Raw genomic sequence first — 21,560 nt, 5'->3', positions numbered from 1 at the left:
GAGAGTAGCGAATAGTCGTGGAAGGGAAGACGGGCATCAAATCGTATCGGGACCTGCTGGTCTGGCAGGCCGCGGTTGAACTTGCTGTGACATGTTATTCGGTGACCCGGAATTTTCCTGCGAGCGAGGTCTGTGGCATGACCTCACAGATAAGACGTTCTTCAACGTCTATTGCCGCGAACATCGCCGAGGGGCATGGAAGAGAGAATACAGGTGCTTTTGTCCAGTTCCTGCGAGTAGCTCAGGGCTCTCTCAAGGAGCTGGAGACGCATTTGATCTTATCTGGAAGGGTCGGCCTGATCCCTGAGAAGGAAGCGAGGCCTTGCTCGGATCGGCAGATGAAATCGGCAAAATGCTTCGTTCTATGATCAGGAGTTTGCAGCAGAGATTATGATCCCCTACTCACTACTCCCTATTCGCTACTCGCTCGTCTGCGGAGCAGAATGATGCTTCTCGGACGCACCGCCAATGGCCTCTACTGGATGAACCGCTATATCGAGCGGGCGGAGAACATGGCGCGGCTGGTCGATGCCGGCTTGCGGATGGCGCTGACGCGCACGCAGGATGCCTCGGAAGAATGGCACTCGGTTTTGATCAGTGCGGGTTCCGATGTCGCTTTCGAGCAGAAATATTCGGAATTCACCGCAGCCAACGTTGCCGACTTCCTGTTGCGGGATACGTCGAACCCGTCCAGTGTCATGTCGTCGATCGAGACGGCGCGCAACAATGCACGCATGGTGCGCACTGCGCTTACGCGAGAGACATGGGAAAGCACCAATGAGGCCTGGATGGCCCTGAAGCGGATGCTCGCCAGGCCGATCGATCAGCGCGACCTGCCTTCGGTGCTCGATGCGGTCAAACGCGAAACGGCTTTGATCCGCGGCTCGCTCTTCGGCACGCAATTGCGCAACGAGATTTTCGATTTCTCGCAGCTCGGCACTTATCTCGAACGTGCCGACAACACTGCCCGTATTCTCGATGTGAAGTATTACGTGTTGTTGCCGTCGATCTCTTGGGTGGGCTCGACCCTCGACAACTACCAGTGGGAATCGATCCTGCGCTCGGTATCGGCGCATCGTTCCTACCGCTGGGTCTACGAGGCAGAGTACAAGCCGACGAACATCGCTGATTATCTGATCGTCAACGCGCGCATGCCGCGTTCATTGACCTTCTGCTATCGATTCATCCTCGAGCACCTGAATTTCCTGTGCGGCGACTATGGTGCGCGCCATGCCAGCCATGCGACGGCAGAGCGAATCCATGCAATGCTGAAGGTTGGCTCGATCAAGGACGTCTTCGACGCCGGGCTGCACGAATTCCTCGGCAATTTCATAGCCGAGAACACGCGTCTTGGCGACCAGATCGCGGAAGACTACCGGTTCTACTAGGGCGTACCAGATGGATCCAGCCATTCCACCTCGCCCTAAACTCAACACGCCCTGATCGGCTGCATCACCATGCGTCTCAAGATCTCCCACAGGACCGAATACAGCTACGACGCCCCGGTGAGCTATGCGCTGCAACGCCTAAGGCTCGTGCCGGGTTCGGGACCGACACAAACGGTGCAATCCTGGGCGCTGCAGATCGAAGGTGCCAGGGAAGAAGTGCATTTCCGCGACCAGTTCGCCAACGACACACGTCTCGTCAGCGTCGAAGGCGAGCCGCATGTCATTGCGGTCGAGGCGAGCGGCGAAGTGGAGACCATCGACAAGGCGGGCGTCTATGGCCCGCATCAGGGGTTCGCGCCGCTTTGGCTATTCCTGCGCGAAACGCCGTTGACGGCTGCCGGCGAAGGCATTCGCGGTCTTGTCGGCGGACTCGGCGAGGGCACCGAGATCGAACGACTGCATAAATTGATGAGGCTCGTGCGCGATCGGATCAGCTACCAGCCAGGCAGTACCAACGCCGAAACGCTAGCAGAGGAAGCGCTCAGCCTTGGAACCGGTGTGTGCCAGGACCACAGCCACGTCTTCATTTCCGCTGCGCGGCTGCTCGGCCTGCCGGCGCGTTACATCAGCGGTTACCTGATGATGGATGGTGTTCTCGAGCAGGTGGCGAGCCACGCCTGGGCTGAAGCCCATGTCACGGGATTAGGGTGGGTCTCTTTCGATGCCGCCAACGGAATCTCGCCGGACGAGCGTTACGTTCGGGTGGCGACCGGCCGCGATTATCGCGACGCCATGCCGGTGTCCGGCATTCGTCTGGGCCAGGGGCGCGAACAACTCGCGGTTTCGATCACGGTCGTGCAGCAATAGCCGTAACGGCGATAGCAAACGCCTCGATGCGCCTTGCGTGCTGCGGTCCAGCATCTTAATGCACATGTTAATCATGCTTGGGCCGAATTCGAGGAGGAGGCGGTATGGATAGCCAAGAGTTCCGTGCGTGGTCGCGGCGTGCCGCGGACTGGGGCGCGGATTACCGCGATACGGTACGCGACAAGCCGGTGCGGCCACAGGTAGCGCCGGGTTCGATCATGAAGCAGATCGCGGCCTCGCCGCCGGAACAGGCTGAGGAGATGGAGGCGATCTTCGCCGATTTCGAGGTCAAGATCATGCCCGGGATGACCCATTGGCAGCATCCGCGCTTCTTCGCCTATTTTCCGGCGAACGCGGCACGTGTTTCGGTTATCGCCGAGTATCTGGTCACCGCCGTCGCTGCTCAATGCATGTTGTGGCAGACCTCGCCTGCCGCGACCGAACTTGAAACGAAAATGATCGACTGGCTGCGCCAGGCTTTAGGGCTGCCTGAAGGATTCTCCGGGGTAATCCAGGATTCGGCTTCGTCGGCCACGCTGGCTGCCGTGCTGACGATGCGGGAGCGTGCGCTCGACTGGGACGGCAACAAAAAAGGTCTGCCCGGACAGAGGCGGCTGCGTATCTACTGCTCGAACCAGGTGCATACGTCGATCGATCGCGCGATCTGGGTCGCCGGCATAGGCGATGAGAACCTGGTGCGTATTCCCACCATTGGCGCGCTGCGTTCGATGGACGCAGCTGCGCTGGAAGCTGCAATTCTGGCTGACAAGGAAGCGGGCTTCCTGCCTGCAGGCATCGTCGCTTGCGTCGGGGGGACCAGTATTGGTGGCACCGATGACATCGCGGCTGTTGCGGAGATCGCCCGGCGTTACGACCTTTATCTGCATGTCGATGCAGCCTGGGCCGGCGCCGCGATGATCTGCCCGGAGTTCCGGCATTTTTGGAACGGCGCGGAATCGGCCGATTCCATTGTCTTCAATCCGCACAAATGGCTGGGCGCCAGCTTCGACTGTTCGGTCCAGTTCGTGCGCGATCCGGAAAGTCATGTGCGTACGCTGGCGATCAAGCCTGAATATTTGAAGACACATGGCCATGACGGCATCATCAATTACTCGGAATGGACGGTGACGCTGGGTAGGCGCTTCCGGGCACTGAAATTGTGGTTCCTGATGCGCGCACACGGACTGGAAGGACTGCGCACCATGATCCGCAACCATGTGAGATGGAGCGCCGCACTGGCGGAGCGGCTTTCGAAAGAGCCGGATTTCGAGCTCGTAACTGCACCGATGCTCTCGCTGTTTTCATTCCGTCATCAGGCAGGCGAGGGACAGGACGCGGACGAACACAATCTGAGACTCGTCAATGCCATCAATGACGATGGCCGCATCTATCTCACGCAGACACGCGTTGATGATCGGGTGGCGATCCGTTTCCAGGTCGGGCAGTTCGATGTGGAACAGGTAGATGTCGATGCGGCTTTCGACGTGATTGTCGAGATCGCGCGCGGTCTTTCATAGATCATCGCCGAAGGAGACAATCAGGAAGAAGGGCATCTCCCCGCTGCAGGCTCTTGCATTTCTTCCATTTTCGTTTTTGGCTATACGTAACAAAAACGAAAATGGGAACTGCTACAATGTACCTGTCGCCACGCCATGCCGAGATCATCCAGATGGCCAAGGAGGCAGGGCGTGTGCTGGTGGATGATCTTGCCGCGCATTTCGATGTAACCCCGCAGACCATCCGCAAAGATCTCAACGACTTGTGCGACCAGCGGCTCTTGACGCGTGTCCACGGCGGTGCGCTGTTCCCGTCAGGCATCGAGAATATGGAGTATGAAGCAAGACGACAGATCGCTGCCGATGAAAAGGAAGCGATCGGGCAAGCTGCCGCGCGGCTTATCCCGGACAACGCCTCGCTGTTCATCAATATCGGCACCACGACAGAAGCCGTAAGCAAGGCTCTTCTCGATCATGCCGGCCTGATGGTTATCACCAATAACATCAATGTTGCCAACAGGATGCGTGTCTATCCTTCGATAGAGGTGGTGATTGCGGGCGGCGTCGTGCGCGGTTCGGACGGCGGTATCGTCGGCGAGGCCGCGGTCGATTTCATCAAGCAGTTCAAGGTAGACTATGCAGTGATCGGCGCTTCGGCCATCGATCATGATGGCGCGCTGCTCGATTTCGATTTTCGCGAAGTGAAGGTGGCACAAGCAATCATCGCCAATACGCGCCATGTCATCCTGGTTTCGGATTGCACCAAATTCGAACGCACGGCACCCGTGCGCATCGGTCATCTCTCGCAGGTCAACACCTTCATAACCGACCGCTGCGATATCCCGTCGGTGCGCAAGATCTGCGCGGACTCCGAAGTTCAACTCATCGAGACGTCACGATCCTGATACAGAGAAGCGCTACATTTTTTCGTTGGGCTGAATTTCGTTTGACATTCGTTCTATTTTCGAAATAACATCCAACCGCTTTCGAAATGCGGCTCTCAATGCTGCAATGCGAAAACCTGGGAGGGCGGTTTGGACGGAACTCCGGTCTATGACATTTTTGTCATCGGCGGTGGCATCAACGGTTGCGGCATCGCGCGCGACGCGGTCGGCCGCGGCTATTCCGTTTTTCTTGCCGAGATGAACGATCTGGCGAGTGGGACATCTTCCGGCTCGACAAAGCTCATCCATGGCGGCCTGCGTTATCTCGAATTCTATGAGTTCCGCCTTGTGCGGGAGGCGCTGATGGAGCGCGAGGTGCTCTGGCGCAACGCGCCTCACATCATCTGGCCGATGCGATTTGTGTTGCCTTTTTTCGCCGGCGGACCGCGTCCGGCCTGGATGCTGCGGCTCGGTCTTTTCCTCTATGATCACATCGGCGGTCGCAAGCTTTTGCCGGCAACGAAGACGTTGGACATGCGGAGCGATCCGGCAGGAAAGCCGTTGAAGCCGCTGTTTTCCAAAGCGTTTGAGTATTCCGACGGTTGGGTCAACGACGCGCGCTTGGTCGTGCTGAATGCCCGCGATGCCGCTGATCGCGGCGCGATTATCCGCACACGTACCAAGGTGGTTGCTGCCCGCCGCGAAGGCAATCTGTGGGTGGTCACGGTCGAAGATCTGCGCGACCGCAAGACGGAAACCGTCAGGGCGAAGCTGCTGGTCAATGCCGCGGGCCCCTGGGTCGATCATGTGCTGGCGAAAACCATCGGCAAGAACGATGTACACAATGTGCGGCTGGTGCAGGGCAGCCACATCGTCGTGCGTAAGAAATTCGACGATCCGCGCGCCTATTTCTTCCAGAACAAGGATGGCCGCATCATCTTCGCCATTCCCTACGAAGAAGAATTCACGCTAATCGGTACGACGGATCGCGATTATTCCGACGATCCGCATCATGTGACGATCAGCGAAGGCGAGATCGACTATCTGTGTGCGGCTGCAAGCGAGTATTTCGCAGACCCGGTAACGCGCGCCGATATTGTCTGGACCTATTCGGCGGTCCGTCCGCTTTTCGACGACGGCGCTTCCAAGGCACAGGAGGCAACGCGCGACTATGTGCTGAAAGCCGAAGGCGGGGAGGGTGTAGCTCCTCTTGTCAACGCTTTTGGTGGCAAGATCACCACCTATCGCCGGTTGGCGGAATCGATGTTGGAGAAGATCGAGGGCTTTCTCGGCAAACGCGGTGAGCCCTGGACGGCCAAAGGTACGCTTCCCGGCGGCGATTTCCCCGCAACCGGCTATGATGCTGAAGTCGCCAAACTCAAGACGTCTTATCCGTTTCTGGAAACCCGCATGGCGAGGCGTCTGGTGCGGCTCTACGGTACGCGCGCGCGCTCCCTGCTCGGGCTGGCCAAGTCGACGGCCGATCTTGGCCAGGATTTCGGCGCCGACCTCTACGAGGCAGAGGTGCGCTATCTCGTCGAAAATGAATGGGCGCGGACTGCCGAAGACATATTGTGGCGCAGGACCAAGCGTGGTCTGCATTTCGATCGTGAGCAAACTGCCCAGTTGGAAGCATTCCTGCGCCGCATCAGCGGTCCGCATATAGCTGCCGCCGAATAGCGGCATAGGGAGGAAACCGAATGCTGGAATTGCGGAACGTCTCGAAGGTCGTCGGTGCGGCAACGCACATCGACGACGTATCGCTGACGCTGCAGCATGGCTCGCTGAATGTGCTTCTGGGGCCGACGCTGTCCGGCAAGACGAGCTTGATGCGGTTGATGGCCGGGCTCGACCGGCCGACTTCGGGCAGCATCTGGTTCGACGGCAAGGACGTGACCGGCGTGCCGGTGCAGAAGCGCAACGTCGCCATGGTCTACCAGCAGTTCATCAACTATCCCGCGATGACGGTCTATGAAAACATCGCCTCGCCGCTTCGCGTCGCCGGCGCCGACAAGACCAAGATCGACCGAGAGGTGCGGCAGGCTGCGGACCTCCTGAAGCTGACGCCCTATCTGGAGCGCACGCCGCTTCATCTGTCCGGCGGCCAACAGCAGCGCACCGCGCTTGCCCGCGCGATCGTCAAGAACGCCAGCCTGGTGCTGCTGGACGAGCCGCTGGCCAATCTGGACTATAAGCTGCGGGAAGAGTTGCGTGCCGAATTGCCGAGGATCTTCGCCGAGGCCGGCACCATCTTCGTTTATGCAACCACGGAACCGCATGAGGCGTTGCTGCTCGGCGGCAATACGGCGACGCTGTCGGAAGGCAAGGTCACGCAGTTCGGTCGAACCATCGAGGTTTTCCGCAAGCCGAACGACTTGATCACGGCCCGGACCTTTGCCGATCCGCCGCTCAACACGATCGTCCTGCGCAAATCCGGCGCCAAGTTCCTGCTTGACGGCGGCGTGAGCCTGCCGGTGCCGGCGGATATCACCGGTGTTGCCGATGCCAGCTACACGGTCGGTTTCCAGCCGCATCATCTTTCGCTGGAACGACCGAACGATCAGGCCGTGCCCGTACGTGCAAAGGTTTCGATCACCGAGATCACCGGCTCGGAAAGCTTCGTGCATCTCGATTTCGCCGATGCGCGCTGGGTCATGCTTTCCCACGGCATCCTCGATCTGACAGCTGACGAGGAGGTCGAGGTGTTCATCGACCCGCGTCACATCATGGTTTTCGACGCGTCCGGCCGAGCGGTCGGCGCGCCGCGGCTGGCAGCGTGAGGCATCAAAATGGCACGCATCGATCTCGATCATATCCGCCATTCCTACCTGCCTAACCCGCAGAAAGAGACGGATTTCGCGCTGAAGGAAGTGCACCATACGTTCCAGGACGGCGGCGCCTATGCGCTTCTCGGTCCATCGGGCTGCGGCAAGACGACCCTGCTGAACATCATTTCCGGCTTGCTGCATCCGTCGCATGGCAAGCTGCTCTTCAACGGACATGACGTCACCAAGCTGTCGACGCAGGAACGCAACATCGCGCAGGTGTTCCAGTTTCCGGTCATCTACGACACCATGACAGTCTACGACAATCTGGCCTTCCCGCTCCGTAACCGCGGCGTGCCGGAAGGCGATGTCGATCGCAAGGTGCGCGAGACACTCGACATGATCGGGCTCGCCGACTGGGCCAAGCGTAAGGCGAGGGGCCTCACCGCCGACCAGAAACAGAAGATCTCACTCGGCCGCGGCCTTGTGCGCTCGGACGTCAACGCGATCCTCTTCGACGAGCCGCTCACGGTCATCGATCCGCATATGAAGTGGGTGTTGCGCTCGCAGCTCAAGCAGCTTCACCGCCGCTTCGGCTACACCATGGTCTACGTCACGCACGATCAGACAGAGGCGCTCACCTTCGCCGACCAGGTGGTTGTGATGTATGATGGCGGCATCGTCCAGATCGGTACTCCGGCGGAACTGTTCGAGCGGCCGAAACATACCTTCGTCGGTTATTTCATCGGCTCGCCCGGCATGAACGTGCTGCCGGTCGAGGTCGAGGGCAAGACCGCGAAGTTCGGCTCACTGGCGATCGTGCTTCCCGGAGCTCCGGAAAAAACCGGCGGATCGATGGAGCTTGGGATAAGACCCGAATATGTGCGCCTCGGTCGCGTCGGGATCGGCGTATCGATCAGCAAGGTCGAGGATGTCGGTCGCCACAAGGTTGTCCGCGCCAAATTGGAGGGCCGCGAGATCGCGGCGATCGTCGGCGAAGACGAGGAAATTCCCGCTGAACCGAAGCTGCGTTTCGAACCGGCCGGCATCAATGTCTATGCCGATTCCTGGCGCGTCGAGATGAGGGCCTGACCATGGAGAAAACCTGGAACAACAAGGCCTGGTTTCTCGTCCTGCCGGTGCTGGTGCTGGTGGCTTTCTCCGCCGTGATCCCGCTGATGACGGTGGTCAATTATTCGGTTCAGGACACGTTCGGGAATAACCAGTTCTTCTGGGCAGGCACCGAATGGTTCGAGGAGTTGCTCGGTTCCTCTCGCTTCTGGCAAGCGATGGGGCGGAACCTGGTCTTCTCCGCCATCATCCTCGCCATCGAAGTTCCGCTCGGTATCCTGATCGCGCTCAACATGCCGAAGAAGGGCTGGGGCGTCCCGGTCTGCCTGGTGTTGATGGCGTTGCCGCTGCTCATTCCCTGGAATGTCGTCGGCACGATCTGGCAGGTGTTCGGCCGCAGCGACATTGGCCTGTTCGGCTACTACCTGAACAAACTGGGCTTCAACTACAACTACGTGCAGGACCCGCTCGACGCCTGGTTCACGGTCATCATCATGGATGTGTGGCACTGGACGAGCCTTGTCGTGCTGTTGTGCTATGCAGGCCTCGTCTCGATCCCGGATGCCTTCTACCAGGCGGCCAAGATCGACGGCGCTTCGCGCTGGGCGGTTTTCCGCTACATCCAGTTGCCGAAGATGCAGCGGGTGCTGCTGATCGCGGTTCTGCTGCGTTTCATGGACAGCTTCATGATCTACACCGAACCGTTCGTCGTCACTGGCGGCGGCCCCGGCAATTCGACCACCTTCCTCTCCATCGATCTCGTCAAGATGGCTCTCGGCCAGTTCGACCTCGGTCCGGCGGCTGCGATGTCGCTGGTCTACTTCCTGATCATCCTGTTGCTGTCATGGGTATTCTACACCGTCATGACCAACTACGACGCGGAGCGCTGATATGGCGAGCGCAAACGAACGGACAAATCCGACGGATACGGCGGTTGCCGCGGGTTCACTGAGGAGCGGTCTTTCGCAGGAGCAGCTTGCGCAGCGCATGCGCAAGCGTGGCGAGGAATCGAAGTTCTGGTGGGTGATCCCCACGCTTTACATCATCTTCCTGCTGCTGCCTATCTACTGGCTGGTCAATATGAGCTTCAAGACCAACACGGAGATCGTGTCCGGCCTGACGCTCTACCCGCACGAGCCGACATTGCGAAACTACCGGATCATCTTCACCGATCCGTCCTGGTACATGGGCTACGTGAACTCGATCACCTATGTCGTTATGAACATGGTGATTTCGGTTGCAGTTGCCTTGCCGGCGGCCTACGCCTTCTCGCGCTATCGCTTCCTTGGCGACAAGCACCTGTTCTTCTGGCTGCTGACCAACCGGATGGCGCCGCCGGCCGTGTTTGCGCTGCCGTTCTTCCAGCTCTATTCAGCCTTCGGCCTGATCGACACGCATATCGCCGTGGCGCTTGCGCACTGCCTGTTCAATGTGCCGCTGGCGGTGTGGATCCTTGAGGGCTTCATGTCGGGCGTGCCGAAGGAGATCGACGAGACCGCCTATATCGACGGTTATTCATTCCCGCGGTTCTTCTTCAAGATCTTCATGCCGCTGATCGCGAGCGGCATCGGCGTGGCCGCCTTCTTCTGCTTCATGTTCTCATGGGTTGAACTGCTGCTCGCGCGCACGCTGACCACCACGGATGCCAAGCCGATCGCCGCCGTCATGACGCGAACCGTCTCGGCGTCCGGCATGGACTGGGGCCTGCTCGCTGCCGCAGGCGTGCTGACGCTGATCCCGGGCGCCATCGTGATCTGGTTCGTGCGCAACTACATCGCCAAGGGCTTCGCCCTGGGGAGGGTTTGATGGCTGTCTCTCGCAACTGGATCTTTCCTCTCATTGTCGTGATCGCCGTCTATCTTGGCGCATCGGGGCTGCTGGCATCCTTCGTTCCGGTTCAGGATGGTGCGCGCGATTGGGGCGCGCCGCTGATCGCCGGCGGCTGGATGGCCTGGACCTTCCCGACGGCCATGTTCTTCCTGACCATCTTCTGCATCCTGTCGCTCATGGCAGTGTGGGAATATGCGTCGCCGGGCGGCAATCCGCGCGTCGGTGTGCTGCGTTTCGAGACGACGCGCGGCGACCGCCTCTTCATTTCGCTGCTCGGCAGCGCCTTCATCCATCTCGCTTGGCTGGGTCTCGTCGGAGCCGGCCTGTGGTGGGCTCTCGCTCTCTCCGTGGTCTACGCCATTGCGGTGTTCCGCTACGTATAGAGGGAGAAAACCGTCGGGGAGACAGCGGGTTCGCTGTCGATCCGGAGCATACTAAAACTATTTTTGGAGGAGACCTATGCGACGGCAATTTCTGATATCGACCACCGCGCTCGCCCTGCTTGCTGGCATGGGCAACGCCTACGCAGGCATGGATGAGGCGAAAGCCTTCCTGGACAAGGAAATCGGCGATGTGTCGACGCTTTCCCGCGCCGACCAGGAAAAGGAGATGCAGTGGTTCATCGACGCCGCCAAGCCGTTCGCCGGCATGGAGATCAAGGTGGTGTCGGAAACCATCACCACGCATTCCTATGAATCGGAAGTGCTGGCGCCGGCCTTTTCGGCAATCACCGGCATCAAGCTGACGCACGACCTGATCCAGGAAGGCGACGTCGTCGAAAAGATCCAGACCCAGATGCAGACGGGTCAGAACCTTTATGACGCGTGGGTCAACGATTCCGACCTGATCGGTACGCACTGGCGCTACAAGCAGGTGCGCAACCTGACCGACTGGATGGCGAACGAAGGCAAGGACGTCACCAACCCGAACCTCGACCTCGCCGATTTCATCGGCACCTCGTTCACTTCAGCACCGGACAAGAAGCTCTACCAGTTGCCTGACCAGCAGTTCGCGAACCTCTATTGGTTCCGCTACGACTGGTTCAACGATGAGAAGAACAAGGCCGACTTCAAAGCCAAGTACGGCTACGACCTTGGCGTGCCGGTCAACTGGTCTGCCTATGAAGATATCGCCGAGTTCTTCAACGGTCGCGAGATCGAGGGCAAGAAGGTCTTCGGCCACATGGATTATGGCAAGAAAGACCCGTCCCTTGGCTGGCGCTTCACCGACGCCTGGCTCTCGATGGCCGGTAACGGGGACAAGGGCATCCCGAACGGTCTTCCGGTCGACGAATGGGGTATCAAGGTCAACGAGAAGTCGCAGCCTGTCGGATCCTGCGTGGCTCGTGGCGGCGACACCAACGGCCCAGCTTCGGTCTATGCGATCCAGAAATATCTGGACTGGCTGAAGGCCTATGCTCCGGCTGAGGCGCAGGGCATGACGTTCTCCGAAAGCGGCCCGGTTCCGGCTCAGGGCAACATCGCCCAGCAGATGTTCTGGTATACGGCCTTCACCGCCGACATGGTCAAGGACGGTCTGCCGGTGGTGAACGCCGACGGCACGCCGAAGTGGCGCATGGCGCCGAGCCCGCATGGCGTCTATTGGAAGGAGGGCATGAAGCTTGGCTACCAGGACGTGGGTTCCTGGACCTTGATGAAGTCGACCCCGGATGATCGTGCCAAGGCCGCGTGGCTCTATGCACAGTTCGTCACCTCGAAGACCGTCGATGTGAAGAAGAGCCATGTCGGTCTCACCTTCATCCGCGAAAGCTCGATCCACCACAAGAGCTTCACGGACCGCGCGCCGAAGCTCGGTGGTCTGATTGAGTTCTATCGCTCGCCGGCCCGCGTGCAGTGGTCGCCGACTGGCACCAACGTGCCGGACTATCCGAAGCTGGCGCAGCTGTGGTGGCAGGCAATCGGTGATGCATCCTCGGGCGCCAAGACGGCGCAGGAGGCGATGGACTCGCTGTGCGCTGAGCAGGAGAAGGTGCTGGGTCGCCTCGAGAAGGCTGGCGTGCAGGGTGACATCGGTCCCCAGCTCGCCGAAGAGCACGACCTCGAGTACTGGAACAAGGATGCCGTCTCGAAGGGCAACCTGGCGCCGCAGCTCAAGATCGAGCCGGAGAAGGACAAGCCGATCACCATCAACTATGACGAGCTGGTGAAGAGCTGGCAGAAGTAAAAACGGTGCGGGCTACAGCCCGCATTCGAAAAAACGGGGAGGCGGCGTTAAGCCGTCTCCCTTCTCGTATCGCGCAGAGGGGAAGATATGACAGGCTTCGTGTTAGCGATCGACCAGGGCACGACATCCTCGCGTGCGATCCTCTTCGACGGCGCCATGAAAGTTGCCGGCGTCGGTCAGCAGGAATTCACCCAGCACTTTCCGGCATCCGGCTGGGTCGAGCATGATCCGGAAGAAATCTGGGCAAGCGTTGTCCACACCGTCAAGGCCGCGCTGAAAAAGGCGAACTGCAAGGCCTCCGACGTTTCCGCAATCGGCATCACCAACCAGCGCGAGACGGTCGTCATCTGGGATAAGGCGACGGGCAAGCCGATCCATAACGCCATCGTCTGGCAGGACCGCCGCACCGCGCCGCTGTGCGCCAAGCTGCGCAAGCAGGGCCTGGAGCCGAAATTCACCAAGAAGACCGGCTTGCTGCTCGATCCTTACTTCTCCGGCACCAAGATCGCCTGGATGCTGGACAAGGTGAAAGGTGCCAGGAAGCGCGCTGAGCGCGGCGAGCTTCTCGCCGGCACCATCGACAGTTTCCTGATCTGGCGGCTGACCGGCGGCAAGGTACATGCAACTGACGCCACCAATGCCTCGCGAACATTGGTCTACAACATCGCCACGAACAGCTGGGACCATGAACTGCTGCGCATCCTCAACATCCCGGCGCAGATGCTGCCCGAGGTGAAGGATTGCGCCGATGATTTCGGAACGACTGAGAAAGAGCTGTTCGGCGCCGAAGTCAGGATCCTCGGCGTCGCCGGCGACCAGCAGGCTGCCACCATCGGGCAGGCCTGTTTTGAACCGGGCATGATGAAATCCACCTATGGCACGGGCTGCTTTGCACTGCTGAACACCGGCGCGGACATCGTGCGGTCGAAGAACCGGTTGCTGACGACCATCGCCTACCGGCTGAACGGCAAGACGACTTACGCGCTCGAAGGTTCGATTTTCGTCGCGGGGGCAGCTGTGCAATGGTTGCGCGATGGCATCAAAGTGATCGGCAAGGCCGAGCATAGCGGTGAGCTTGCCGCGCAAGCCGACGATGCACAGGACGTCTATCTGGTGCCGGCTTTCGTCGGATTGGGCGCGCCGCACTGGGATGCCGACGCGCGCGGCGCCATCTATGGCCTGACGCGCAACTCGGGCCCGGCGGAATTCGCCCGTGCGGCACTGGAATCAGTGGCTTTTCAGACGCGTGACCTGCTCGATGCGATGAAGAAGGACTGGAAGACCGCCAACGGCAAGACGGTGCTGCGCGTCGATGGCGGCATGGTGGCGTCGACATGGACCATGCAGCGGCTCGCCGATCTATTGGACGCGCCGGTCGATCGTCCGACCATCCTGGAAACCACGGCGCTCGGCGCAGCCTGGCTGGCCGGCTCGAAGGCCGGGGTTTGGCCCAAGATGAAGGACTTCGCCAAAGCCTGGTCGCTGGACCGCCGCTTCAAGCCGGAAATGGATGCGAAGGTGCGAATAGCCAAGCTCAAAGGCTGGCACGATGCCGTGAAGCGAACGCTGACGGCGTAATTTTGATGCCTATGGGCATTGTTATTGCTGCAAAAAAGCCGGTTGTCCGCAGCGGTTTGGAAATCGGCTTTTTTCCGGTTGACCATGGGGGGCACTCTCCCTATGTTCCGCCCACTTTTCAGGCGGACCGGCATTCGGAAACGCGGTCGGCAAAAGCCGGGCGATGTTCCGGCCAGAAAGCCAGGATGGGCCGGTAGCTCAGCGGTAGAGCACGTGACTTTTAATCATGTGGTCGAGGGTTCGATCCCCTCCCGGCTCACCATCTTAACCAGCTGAAAAATTTTACATTGTTCTAATTTAGTGCGCTGCTACGCTGTGCAAAACGCGCGTGGCCCAATTGCCTGTTTCGTTGCCCGCAGCACAGTGGGCCCATCATGGCGGCGGAGTTGGATACAGTCCTGTTCGAGATGGCGGTTCGGGCCGCCGGCTCGCTGTCGACCAGTTTTTCGGAGAAGGTGACGGATATCGCCGCCCGCACCGCAGGTCAGTTGGCCTTTGATGTGCGCGTAGAAGGAGACTATCGCTTCCAGCGGATCGCCGGTATCCGTTACGATGCCGGCGAGGTCGGTATCCTGGCGCTGACCAAGAACGGCCAGGCGCTTGACGCCTGCAGGGTCAATGGCGCGCTCACCGGTTTCATCGAGCCGCTTGAGACCTGGCATGGCCTGCCGTTGCAGGCCCAGGCGCAGGCCGACGTTCTCGGCCACACCAGCCTGCTGATCGCTGCACTCAGGAATGCCGGCAACCTTCCAGGCAGATCGGCGGATTGAGCGCGAGGCACATGATCCCGAAAGCCTGGGGCTTTCTGCTCCGGTAGTCTCCGATTCGGGATCCTGCGCTAGGCTTCTAGCGCGGCGGTGAGACCCGCCATCAGGTCGGCCTTGAGGTCCTCGATATCTTCGAGGCCAATCTGGAGGCGGATCAGCGGACCTTCATATGGACCTTTGGCGATCGTGCGGTCGCCGAGGAAGACCGGTACGGCGAGGCTTTCATAGCCGCCCCATGAATAGCCGAGGCCGAAGATCTTCAATGCATCCAGGAATGCGTGCGCCTGTTTCTGGCCGCCACCGGCAAGTACGATCGAAAAGACGCCGCTGGCGCCGGAGAAGTCTCGTTTCCACAAAGTATGGTCGGGATGGCTCGGCAGGGCTGGATGGAGCACGCGCGCGATCCCGGCCTGGGTTTCCAGCCAGCGGGCGATTTCCAGGGCGTTCTTGCCATGGTGTTCCAGCCGCACACCCATGGTGCGCAGCCCGCGCAGCACCTGATAGACGTCGTTGGGGCCAGCACAGCAGCCCAGCGCATCGAAGCCGGCGAGCAATTGCGGCCAGCATGCCTCGTTGGCCGAAACGGTGCCCAGAAGCACGTCGGAATGGCCGCCGGGGTATTTGGTGGCGGCGTGGATGGAAATGTCGACACCGTGGTCGAGAGGACGCAGATACAGCGGCGTCGCCCAGGTGTTGTCCATCATGACCACCGCACCGATGGCATGCGCCTCCTTCGAGATCGCTGGTATGTCCTGGACTTCGTATGTGTTCGAGGCTGGCGATTCGGTGAACACGATCTTGGTGTTCGGCCGAAACAGAGCCTTGATACCGGCACCGATCCGGGGCTCGTAATATTCGATATCGACGCCCATGCGCTTCAACATGGTGTCACAAAAGTGCCGCGTCGGCCGGTAGATGGAGTCAACCACCAGGACGTGGTCGCCGGCCGCGGCGAATGCGAGCAACGGCACCGTCACAGCCGCCAGGCCCGACGGCACGATGATGGTGCCGGCAGAACCCTCGAGTTCATCGATTGCTGCGGCGAGCGCGTCCGATGTGGGCGTCCCATGCGTGCCGTAGGTGTATTTCTGGCCGCGCGAATTCATCGTGGCGGCATCGGGATAGAGCACGGTGGAGGCATGCACCACCGGTGGATTGACGAAGCCGAAGAAGTCGCGCGGATCGTTGCCGCTATGAGCGAGCCTTGTGTTGATGCCCCAATTGCCGTTGTTTTTCGCCATGATCCTGCTGCCTGCTGAGGTTGGGAAGGGATAGAGCGGGCAGGACGACGGCGCAACCGCTGGATGGTTGCCAGTGTAGCGCTTCAGGTGGACCAGAAAGCGCGGAACTTGTCCTGCTTTTTGAGCAATTTGGGGTTGAATTTCGTCGATCTGCCGAAGGTTGCGGCAGTGCTAAGTGGGCGTTTGTTGGAGCGTCGATATTATTTGCTTATTGGCCGCTACGGTTCGGTCATTTTTCTTGACCTCACGGGAATTATCGCCTTCGATGCTCTTCGTGAACGGGAGCAGCTCGTGCGTCGGCTAGGAAGCCGCGTTCCGGAAGTGGGCCGGAATGGCTGATGGGGTTCGCACAAAAAATCGGGCAACGCGCCCAAACAACCGAAAAGGGTCTGAGGGTTATGAAACACATTGCAATCGGCATTCTGGCGGCGACGACGATGGGTCTGATGGCGTCCGCTGCTTCGGCCGCAAGCACTTTGGAGGCCGTAAAGGCGAAGGGATTTATCCAATGTGGCGTCAATACCGGTCTCTCGGGCTTCTCCTCGCCGGATGACAAGGGCGAATGGAAGGGGCTGGACGCCGATTTCTGCCGCGCGGTTGCAGCGGCCGTATTCGGTGACGGCACCAAGGTGAAGTTCACGCCGCTGTCGGCCAAGGAACGTTTCACGGCTCTGCAGTCGGGCGAGATCGACCTTCTGTCGCGCAACACAACCTGGACGATCAACCGCGACACCGCGCTCGGCCTGAACTTCGCCGGCGTCACCTATTATGACGGTCAGGGCTTCATGGTGAACGCCAAAAAACTGCCGGGCGTGAATTCGGCACTCCAGCTTTCGGGCGCTGCGGTCTGCGTGCAATCGGGCACGACCACCGAGCTCAACCTCGCCGACTATTTCAAGGCGAACAAGATGGAGTACAATCCGGTCGTCTTCGAGAAGGTCGAGGAAGCCAACGCGGCCTATGATTCCGGCCGCTGCGACGCCTACACGACCGATCAATCAGGTCTCTATGGTATCCGTTTGACGCTGTCGTCGCCGGGCGACCATGTCGTACTTCCGGAAATCATCTCCAAGGAGCCGCTCGGCCCGGCCGTGCGCCAGGGTGACGACCAGTGGTACCACATTGTGAAGTGGACCTATTTCGCGCTTCTGCAGGCGGAAGAACTCGGCATCACACAGGCCAATGTCGACGAGCTTAAGGCTTCGGGTGGTCCCGAAGTGAAGCGCGTGCTCGGCCAGGAAGCCGATACCAAGCTCGGCACCGATCTCGGTGTTTCCAACGACTGGGTCGTCAACATCGTGAAGGCCGTCGGCAATTACGGCGAAATGTTCGAGCGCAATGTCGGCGCCGGCAGCCCGCTCAAGATTGCGCGCGGCCTCAACGGCCTCTGGACGAAGGGCGGCCTGCAATACGCTCCGCCGATCCGCTGATCGAGAACATCGCCCGGGAGGCGGTACGCCGCCTCCCGGTTTCTCATTCAGGGGATTGACCCATGGCATCGCAGGAAGTTCTTCGCGAGGAGCCCGCTCGCGGCTCCTTGATCAATGACCCGAGGGTCCGCAGCATCTTCATCCAGGTCGTCGCCGCCCTGGCGTTGATCCTGCTCATCTGGTGGATCGTCGACAACACCATCGACAACCTTCAGCGCTTGCGCATCGCGTCCGGTTTCGCCTTCCTCAAGGGACGCGCCGGCTTCGACATCGCCGACAGCGCCATCGCTTATTCGTCGGATAACACATATGGCCGCGCCATCCTCGTCGGCTTGCTGAATACGGCGATCGTGGCCCTTGCCGGCATTATAACGGCAACCATCATCGGTTTCATGGTCGGTATCGGCCGGCTTTCCAACAACTGGCTGATCCGCAAGATTTGCACGATCTATGTCGAGGTGTTCCGCAACATCCCGCCGCTGCTGGTCATCTTCTTCTGGTATTTCGGCGTGCTGTCGGTGCTGCCGTTGCCGCGCGACAGCATCGAGTTGCCTTTCGGATCCTACCTGAACAGCCGGGGTTTTTATTTCCCGCGCGCGGTCTGGGGCGAGGGTGCATGGCTGATCCTGCTCGCTTTCGTGCTCGGCATCGCCATGTCATGGTTCGTGGCGCGCAAGGCCCGCCAGCGGCAGATGGCAACAGGCCAGCAGTTTCCGGTGTTCTGGACATCGGTGGCTTTGATCGTCGGCCTGCCGCTGCTTGCGTATGTTGCCAGCGGTTTTCCGCTTTCCTTCGACCTGCCGAAGAAATCCACTTTCAATCTGACGGGTGGCTTCCAGGTCAAGCCGGAATTCCTGTCGCTTTACCTGGCGCTCTCCTTTTATACCGCATCCTTTATCGCCGAGATCGTGCGGGCCGGCATTCGCGGCGTTAGCAGGGGACAGACAGAAGCTGCCGGAGCGCTTGGATTGCGCTCAGGGCCGATTCTTCGCCTCGTCGTCGTCCCTCAGGCGATGCGCATCGTCATTCCACCGCTAACCAGCCAATATCTCAACCTGACCAAGAACTCGTCGCTGGCCATCGCGATCGGCTATCCCGATCTGACTGCCATCGCCGGAACCGTGCTCAACCAAACCGGCCAGGCGATTGAACCCATCATGATCATGATGGCGGTCTATCTCGGTCTCAGTCTGTTGACGTCGGCCATTATGAACGTCGTCAACGCCAAGATGGCATTGGTGGAAAGGTAAGATCATGACACAGACTGATCTTTCCTGGGTCCGTACCGAGATGGCGCAGGCAATGCCTGCGCCTGCCGGAGAGCGAGGGCTGGTTGCCTGGGTTCGCAAGAACCTTTTTGCCTCGGTTGGTGACACCATCCTGACCCTGCTGGGGCTGGTACTGGTCGCCCTGATCCTGCCACCGATCATCGACTGGGCGTTCGTCCAGGCGGTGTGGACAGGTCCTGACCGCACGGTCTGCGCGACGATAGCGCAAGGCGGCATCCAGCCTGACGGTTGGTCCGGCGCCTGTTGGGCTTTCGTCAACGCCAAGTTCGGCCAGTTCATGTTCGGGCGCTACCCGCTGGAAGAGCGTTGGCGGCCGATCCTGGTCGGTATCCTGTTCGTGGCCCTGCTTGCGCCGTTGCTGATCCCGCGTGTTCCCCACAAGGGGCTCAATGCTGTGCTGTTCTTCCTGGTGCTGCCGATCGTCGCCTTCATCCTGCTGGTGGGCGGCATGTTCGGCCTGCCGCATGTCGAGACGCCGCTGTGGGGTGGCTTGCTGGTGACGCTGACGCTGTCCTTTGTCGGCATCGTTGTCTCGCTGCCGCTCGGCATCCTGCTGGCACTTGGCAGGCGTTCGAGGATGCCGGTGGTCAAGACAATCTGCATCGTCTTCATCGAGACGATACGCGGCATCCCACTGATCACAGTGTTGTTCATGGCGAGCGTGATGCTGCCGCTGTTCCTGCCCGCGGGCGTCACTTTCGACAAGTTCCTGCGCGCACTGATCGGCGTCTCGCTGTTTGCCGCGGCCTATATGGCGGAAGTGGTGCGCGGCGGTTTGCAAGCCATCCCGAAGGGACAGTACGAGGGCGCCGATTCATTGGGGCTGAGCTACTGGCAGAAGATGTATTTCATCGTGCTGCCGCAGGCGCTGAAGCTGGTCATTCCCGGCATCGTCAACACCTTCATCGGCATGTTCAAGGACACCAGCCTCGTCTACATCATTTCGATGTTCGACCTGCTGGCGATCGTGCGCCAGAATTTTTCCGATGCTTCATGGGCATCGCCGCAGACACCTGCGTCGGGGCTTATTTTCGCGGCGGTGGTATTCTGGCTGTTCTGCTTCGGCATGTCCCGTTATTCTATGTTCATGGAACGCCGGCTAGACACCGGCCACAAGCGCTGACGGCCAAGTCAGCGCCAGAATCAACCAAGGGGAAATCGGCTTATGGCCACAGAAAATGCAGTCGGCGCGGAAGAGCTGAGCGTCAACACCAAGAAGATGCATGTGTCGGACACCGACGTGGCGATCGAAATCGTCGGCATGCACAAATGGTATGGCGAGTTCCATGTGCTGAAGGACATCAATCTGAAGGTGATGCGCGGCGAGCGCATCGTCATTTGCGGGCCTTCCGGCTCGGGCAAGTCGACCATGATCCGCTGCATCAATCGGCTGGAAGAACATCAGAAGGGCAAGATCATCGTCGACGGCAAGGAGCTCACCAACGATCTGAAGAAGATCGACGAGGTGCGCCGTGAGGTCGGCATGGTGTTCCAGCACTTCAATCTGTTCCCGCATCTGACCATTCTGGAGAACTGCACGCTGGCGCCGATCTGGGTGCGCAAGATCCCGAAGAAGCAGGCGGAGGAGACCGCCATGCATTTCCTCAAGCGGGTCAAGATCCCCGAACAGGCACACAAATATCCGGGCCAGCTGTCAGGCGGCCAGCAGCAGCGCGTGGCGATCGCGCGTTCGCTGTGCATGAACCCGCGCATCATGCTGTTTGATGAACCGACCTCGGCACTCGATCCGGAAATGATCAAGGAAGTTCTGGAAACGATGGTCGGTCTTGCCGAGGAAGGCATGACGATGTTGTGCGTGACGCACGAGATGGGTTTTGCGCGCAAGGTCGCCAACCGGGTGATCTTCATGGATCAGGGTCAGATCGTGGAGGAGAACACGCCGGTCGAGTTCTTCGATCACCCGCGCCACGAGCGTACCAAGCTCTTCCTCAGCCAGATCCTGCACTGATCGCGCTGCGATAACCTAAAAGGCCTCGTTACAAGACGGGGCCTTTTGCTTGGCTGGATCAAAGCTGTCCCACGCCGAAAGGCTTTCGCGAGGTGCCGAGATGAGACGAGCCTTTCGCTTCAGTCTCCGTATCCTGGCTCTGATTGCTGTGATTGCCGTACTGGGTACGCTTATTCCACGCCCCCTTTGGTCGGCAGGTCGCGGTGAAGGCGCGGTGACGCATCGCATCTATGTGATCAGCAACCCGATCCATACAGACATCGCCATTCCGGTCGATACCGCGATCCTGGAGCGTTTCCGGTTCCTCGTTGAAGACGGTATTCCGGCAAACGGGGAAGGGGTGCGCTACCTGGTCTTCGGCTGGGGCGGTCGGGCGTTCTACCTGGAAACGCCGACCTGGTCGCAACTGAAGGCGGCACCGGTGTTCAAGGCACTCACCGTGGACGCTGCTGCAATGCATGTCGATGTCGCGGGCTCTATCCCCGAGTCGGATCCAGCTGTTGCCGGCTACGATGTCAGCGAAGCGGGGTTTACAGCGTTGCTCGACTTCATCGCCCTGAGCTTCACTCGCAACGCGGACCGACCAAAATTCATCCCGGGTGCCGGCTACGGCGTCAGCGATGGCTTCTACGAAGCAGAGGGCGCTTTCAACGCACTTGTCGGCTGCAACACGTGGACGGCCAGAGCTCTGCGGGTAGCCGGCCTCAGGACGGGTTGGTGGAATCCGCTGCCCTGGTCGCTGAACTTGTCGATGCAACTCTACAATCGCGATGAGAGTATTCTCTCACCATAGTAAGGCGC

Annotated in this window: 21 protein-coding genes and 1 tRNA gene; 21 read left to right on the top strand and 1 reads right to left on the bottom strand. The window is 59.9% G+C overall.

Translation table 11 applies throughout. The annotated features are described in order from the left end of the window. The first annotated feature begins 17 nt into the window (after positions 1-17). The 15 genes from L4923_RS03145 (at position 18) to L4923_RS03075 (ending at position 14,833) form a co-directional block, all read left to right on the top strand. Positions 18-368, top strand: a complete 351-nt coding sequence (locus L4923_RS03145; protein WP_343302643.1) for a four helix bundle protein — start codon at positions 18-20, stop codon at positions 366-368. Between the two features lie 78 nt (positions 369-446). Next, positions 447-1,388 (top strand): alpha-E domain-containing protein, encoded by a 942-nt coding sequence (locus L4923_RS03140; protein ID WP_239361961.1) that lies wholly within the window; start codon positions 447-449, stop codon positions 1,386-1,388. Positions 1,389-1,457: 69 nt separating this feature from the next. Then, the gene (locus L4923_RS03135; RefSeq protein ID WP_239361960.1) at positions 1,458-2,255 is read left to right on the top strand and encodes a transglutaminase family protein; all 798 of its coding nucleotides are present in this window, start codon (positions 1,458-1,460) and stop codon (positions 2,253-2,255) included. A gap of 104 nt (positions 2,256-2,359) precedes the next feature. Next, a complete protein-coding gene (locus L4923_RS03130) occupies positions 2,360-3,772 on the top strand; it encodes a pyridoxal phosphate-dependent decarboxylase family protein (RefSeq protein ID WP_239361959.1) in 1,413 nt (470 codons plus the stop codon). A gap of 116 nt (positions 3,773-3,888) precedes the next feature. Beyond that, the gene (locus L4923_RS03125) at positions 3,889-4,656 is read left to right on the top strand and encodes a DeoR/GlpR family DNA-binding transcription regulator (RefSeq protein WP_239361957.1); all 768 of its coding nucleotides are present in this window, start codon (positions 3,889-3,891) and stop codon (positions 4,654-4,656) included. 129 nt (positions 4,657-4,785) lie between these two features. After that, a complete protein-coding gene (glpD, locus tag L4923_RS03120) occupies positions 4,786-6,315 on the top strand; it encodes a glycerol-3-phosphate dehydrogenase (protein WP_239361955.1) in 1,530 nt (509 codons plus the stop codon). 20 nt (positions 6,316-6,335) lie between these two features. Further along, the gene (locus L4923_RS03115) at positions 6,336-7,415 is read left to right on the top strand and encodes an ABC transporter ATP-binding protein (protein WP_239361953.1); all 1,080 of its coding nucleotides are present in this window, start codon (positions 6,336-6,338) and stop codon (positions 7,413-7,415) included. Positions 7,416-7,424: 9 nt separating this feature from the next. Beyond that, the gene (locus L4923_RS03110; protein WP_239361952.1) at positions 7,425-8,492 is read left to right on the top strand and encodes an ABC transporter ATP-binding protein; all 1,068 of its coding nucleotides are present in this window, start codon (positions 7,425-7,427) and stop codon (positions 8,490-8,492) included. Between the two features lie 2 nt (positions 8,493-8,494). After that, entirely contained in the window at positions 8,495-9,361 is an 867-nt protein-coding gene (locus L4923_RS03105; protein WP_239361951.1) for a carbohydrate ABC transporter permease, read from the top strand. A 1-nt stretch (position 9,362) separates the two neighbouring features. Continuing rightward, a complete protein-coding gene (locus L4923_RS03100) occupies positions 9,363-10,277 on the top strand; it encodes a carbohydrate ABC transporter permease (protein ID WP_425530893.1) in 915 nt (304 codons plus the stop codon). Beyond that, positions 10,277-10,684, top strand: a complete 408-nt coding sequence (locus L4923_RS03095) for a DUF2160 domain-containing protein (protein WP_239361950.1) — start codon at positions 10,277-10,279, stop codon at positions 10,682-10,684. Before L4923_RS03100 ends, L4923_RS03095 begins: the two co-directional genes overlap by 1 nt. 76 nt (positions 10,685-10,760) lie before the next feature. Then, positions 10,761-12,485 (top strand): ABC transporter substrate-binding protein, encoded by a 1,725-nt coding sequence (locus L4923_RS03090; RefSeq protein ID WP_239361949.1) that lies wholly within the window; start codon positions 10,761-10,763, stop codon positions 12,483-12,485. Between the two features lie 87 nt (positions 12,486-12,572). Further along, a complete protein-coding gene (gene glpK, locus L4923_RS03085) occupies positions 12,573-14,063 on the top strand; it encodes a glycerol kinase GlpK (protein ID WP_239361948.1) in 1,491 nt (496 codons plus the stop codon). A 187-nt stretch (positions 14,064-14,250) separates the two neighbouring features. After that, a tRNA-Lys gene (locus tag L4923_RS03080) sits at positions 14,251-14,325 on the top strand. A gap of 124 nt (positions 14,326-14,449) precedes the next feature. Then, positions 14,450-14,833 carry a hypothetical protein gene (locus tag L4923_RS03075; RefSeq protein ID WP_239361947.1) on the top strand — a complete coding sequence of 128 codons (384 nt, stop codon included), beginning with the start codon at positions 14,450-14,452 and terminating at the stop codon, positions 14,831-14,833. Between the two features lie 68 nt (positions 14,834-14,901). Here the strand turns inward: L4923_RS03075 and L4923_RS03070 are convergent, their stop codons facing one another. Then, positions 14,902-16,071 (bottom strand): cystathionine beta-lyase, encoded by a 1,170-nt coding sequence (locus L4923_RS03070; protein WP_239361946.1) that lies wholly within the window; start codon positions 16,069-16,071, stop codon positions 14,902-14,904. Positions 16,072-16,134: 63 nt separating this feature from the next. Here L4923_RS03070 and L4923_RS03065 point away from each other — a divergent pair, with 63 nt between their 5' ends. The 6 genes from L4923_RS03065 to L4923_RS03040 all read left to right on the top strand — a co-directional run bounded on the left by L4923_RS03065 (position 16,135) and on the right by L4923_RS03040 (position 21,552). After that, positions 16,135-16,410, top strand: a complete 276-nt coding sequence (locus L4923_RS03065; RefSeq protein WP_239361945.1) for a hypothetical protein — start codon at positions 16,135-16,137, stop codon at positions 16,408-16,410. A 59-nt stretch (positions 16,411-16,469) separates the two neighbouring features. Continuing rightward, the gene (locus L4923_RS03060; protein WP_239361944.1) at positions 16,470-17,501 is read left to right on the top strand and encodes an amino acid ABC transporter substrate-binding protein; all 1,032 of its coding nucleotides are present in this window, start codon (positions 16,470-16,472) and stop codon (positions 17,499-17,501) included. Positions 17,502-17,563: 62 nt separating this feature from the next. After that, positions 17,564-18,751, top strand: coding sequence for an amino acid ABC transporter permease (locus L4923_RS03055; protein ID WP_239361943.1), 1,188 nt, complete (start codon positions 17,564-17,566; stop codon positions 18,749-18,751). Positions 18,752-18,755: 4 nt separating this feature from the next. Next, complete coding sequence (locus L4923_RS03050) at positions 18,756-19,913, top strand: amino acid ABC transporter permease (RefSeq protein ID WP_239361941.1); 1,158 nt, start codon at positions 18,756-18,758, stop codon at positions 19,911-19,913. Positions 19,914-19,955: 42 nt separating this feature from the next. Continuing rightward, positions 19,956-20,759 carry an amino acid ABC transporter ATP-binding protein gene (locus tag L4923_RS03045; protein WP_275448199.1) on the top strand — a complete coding sequence of 268 codons (804 nt, stop codon included), beginning with the start codon at positions 19,956-19,958 and terminating at the stop codon, positions 20,757-20,759. Positions 20,760-20,859: 100 nt separating this feature from the next. After that, the gene (locus tag L4923_RS03040; RefSeq protein WP_239361939.1) at positions 20,860-21,552 is read left to right on the top strand and encodes a TIGR02117 family protein; all 693 of its coding nucleotides are present in this window, start codon (positions 20,860-20,862) and stop codon (positions 21,550-21,552) included. Positions 21,553-21,560: the final 8 nt, after the last annotated feature.

The sequence above is a fragment of the Terribium retamae genome (assembly GCF_022347545.1).
In the GTDB taxonomy this organism is placed as follows: Bacteria; Pseudomonadota; Alphaproteobacteria; order Rhizobiales; family Rhizobiaceae; genus Mesorhizobium; species Mesorhizobium retamae.
The sequence above is the reverse complement of the archived record's forward strand: the minus strand, read 5'-3'. Positions and strand labels throughout refer to the sequence as shown.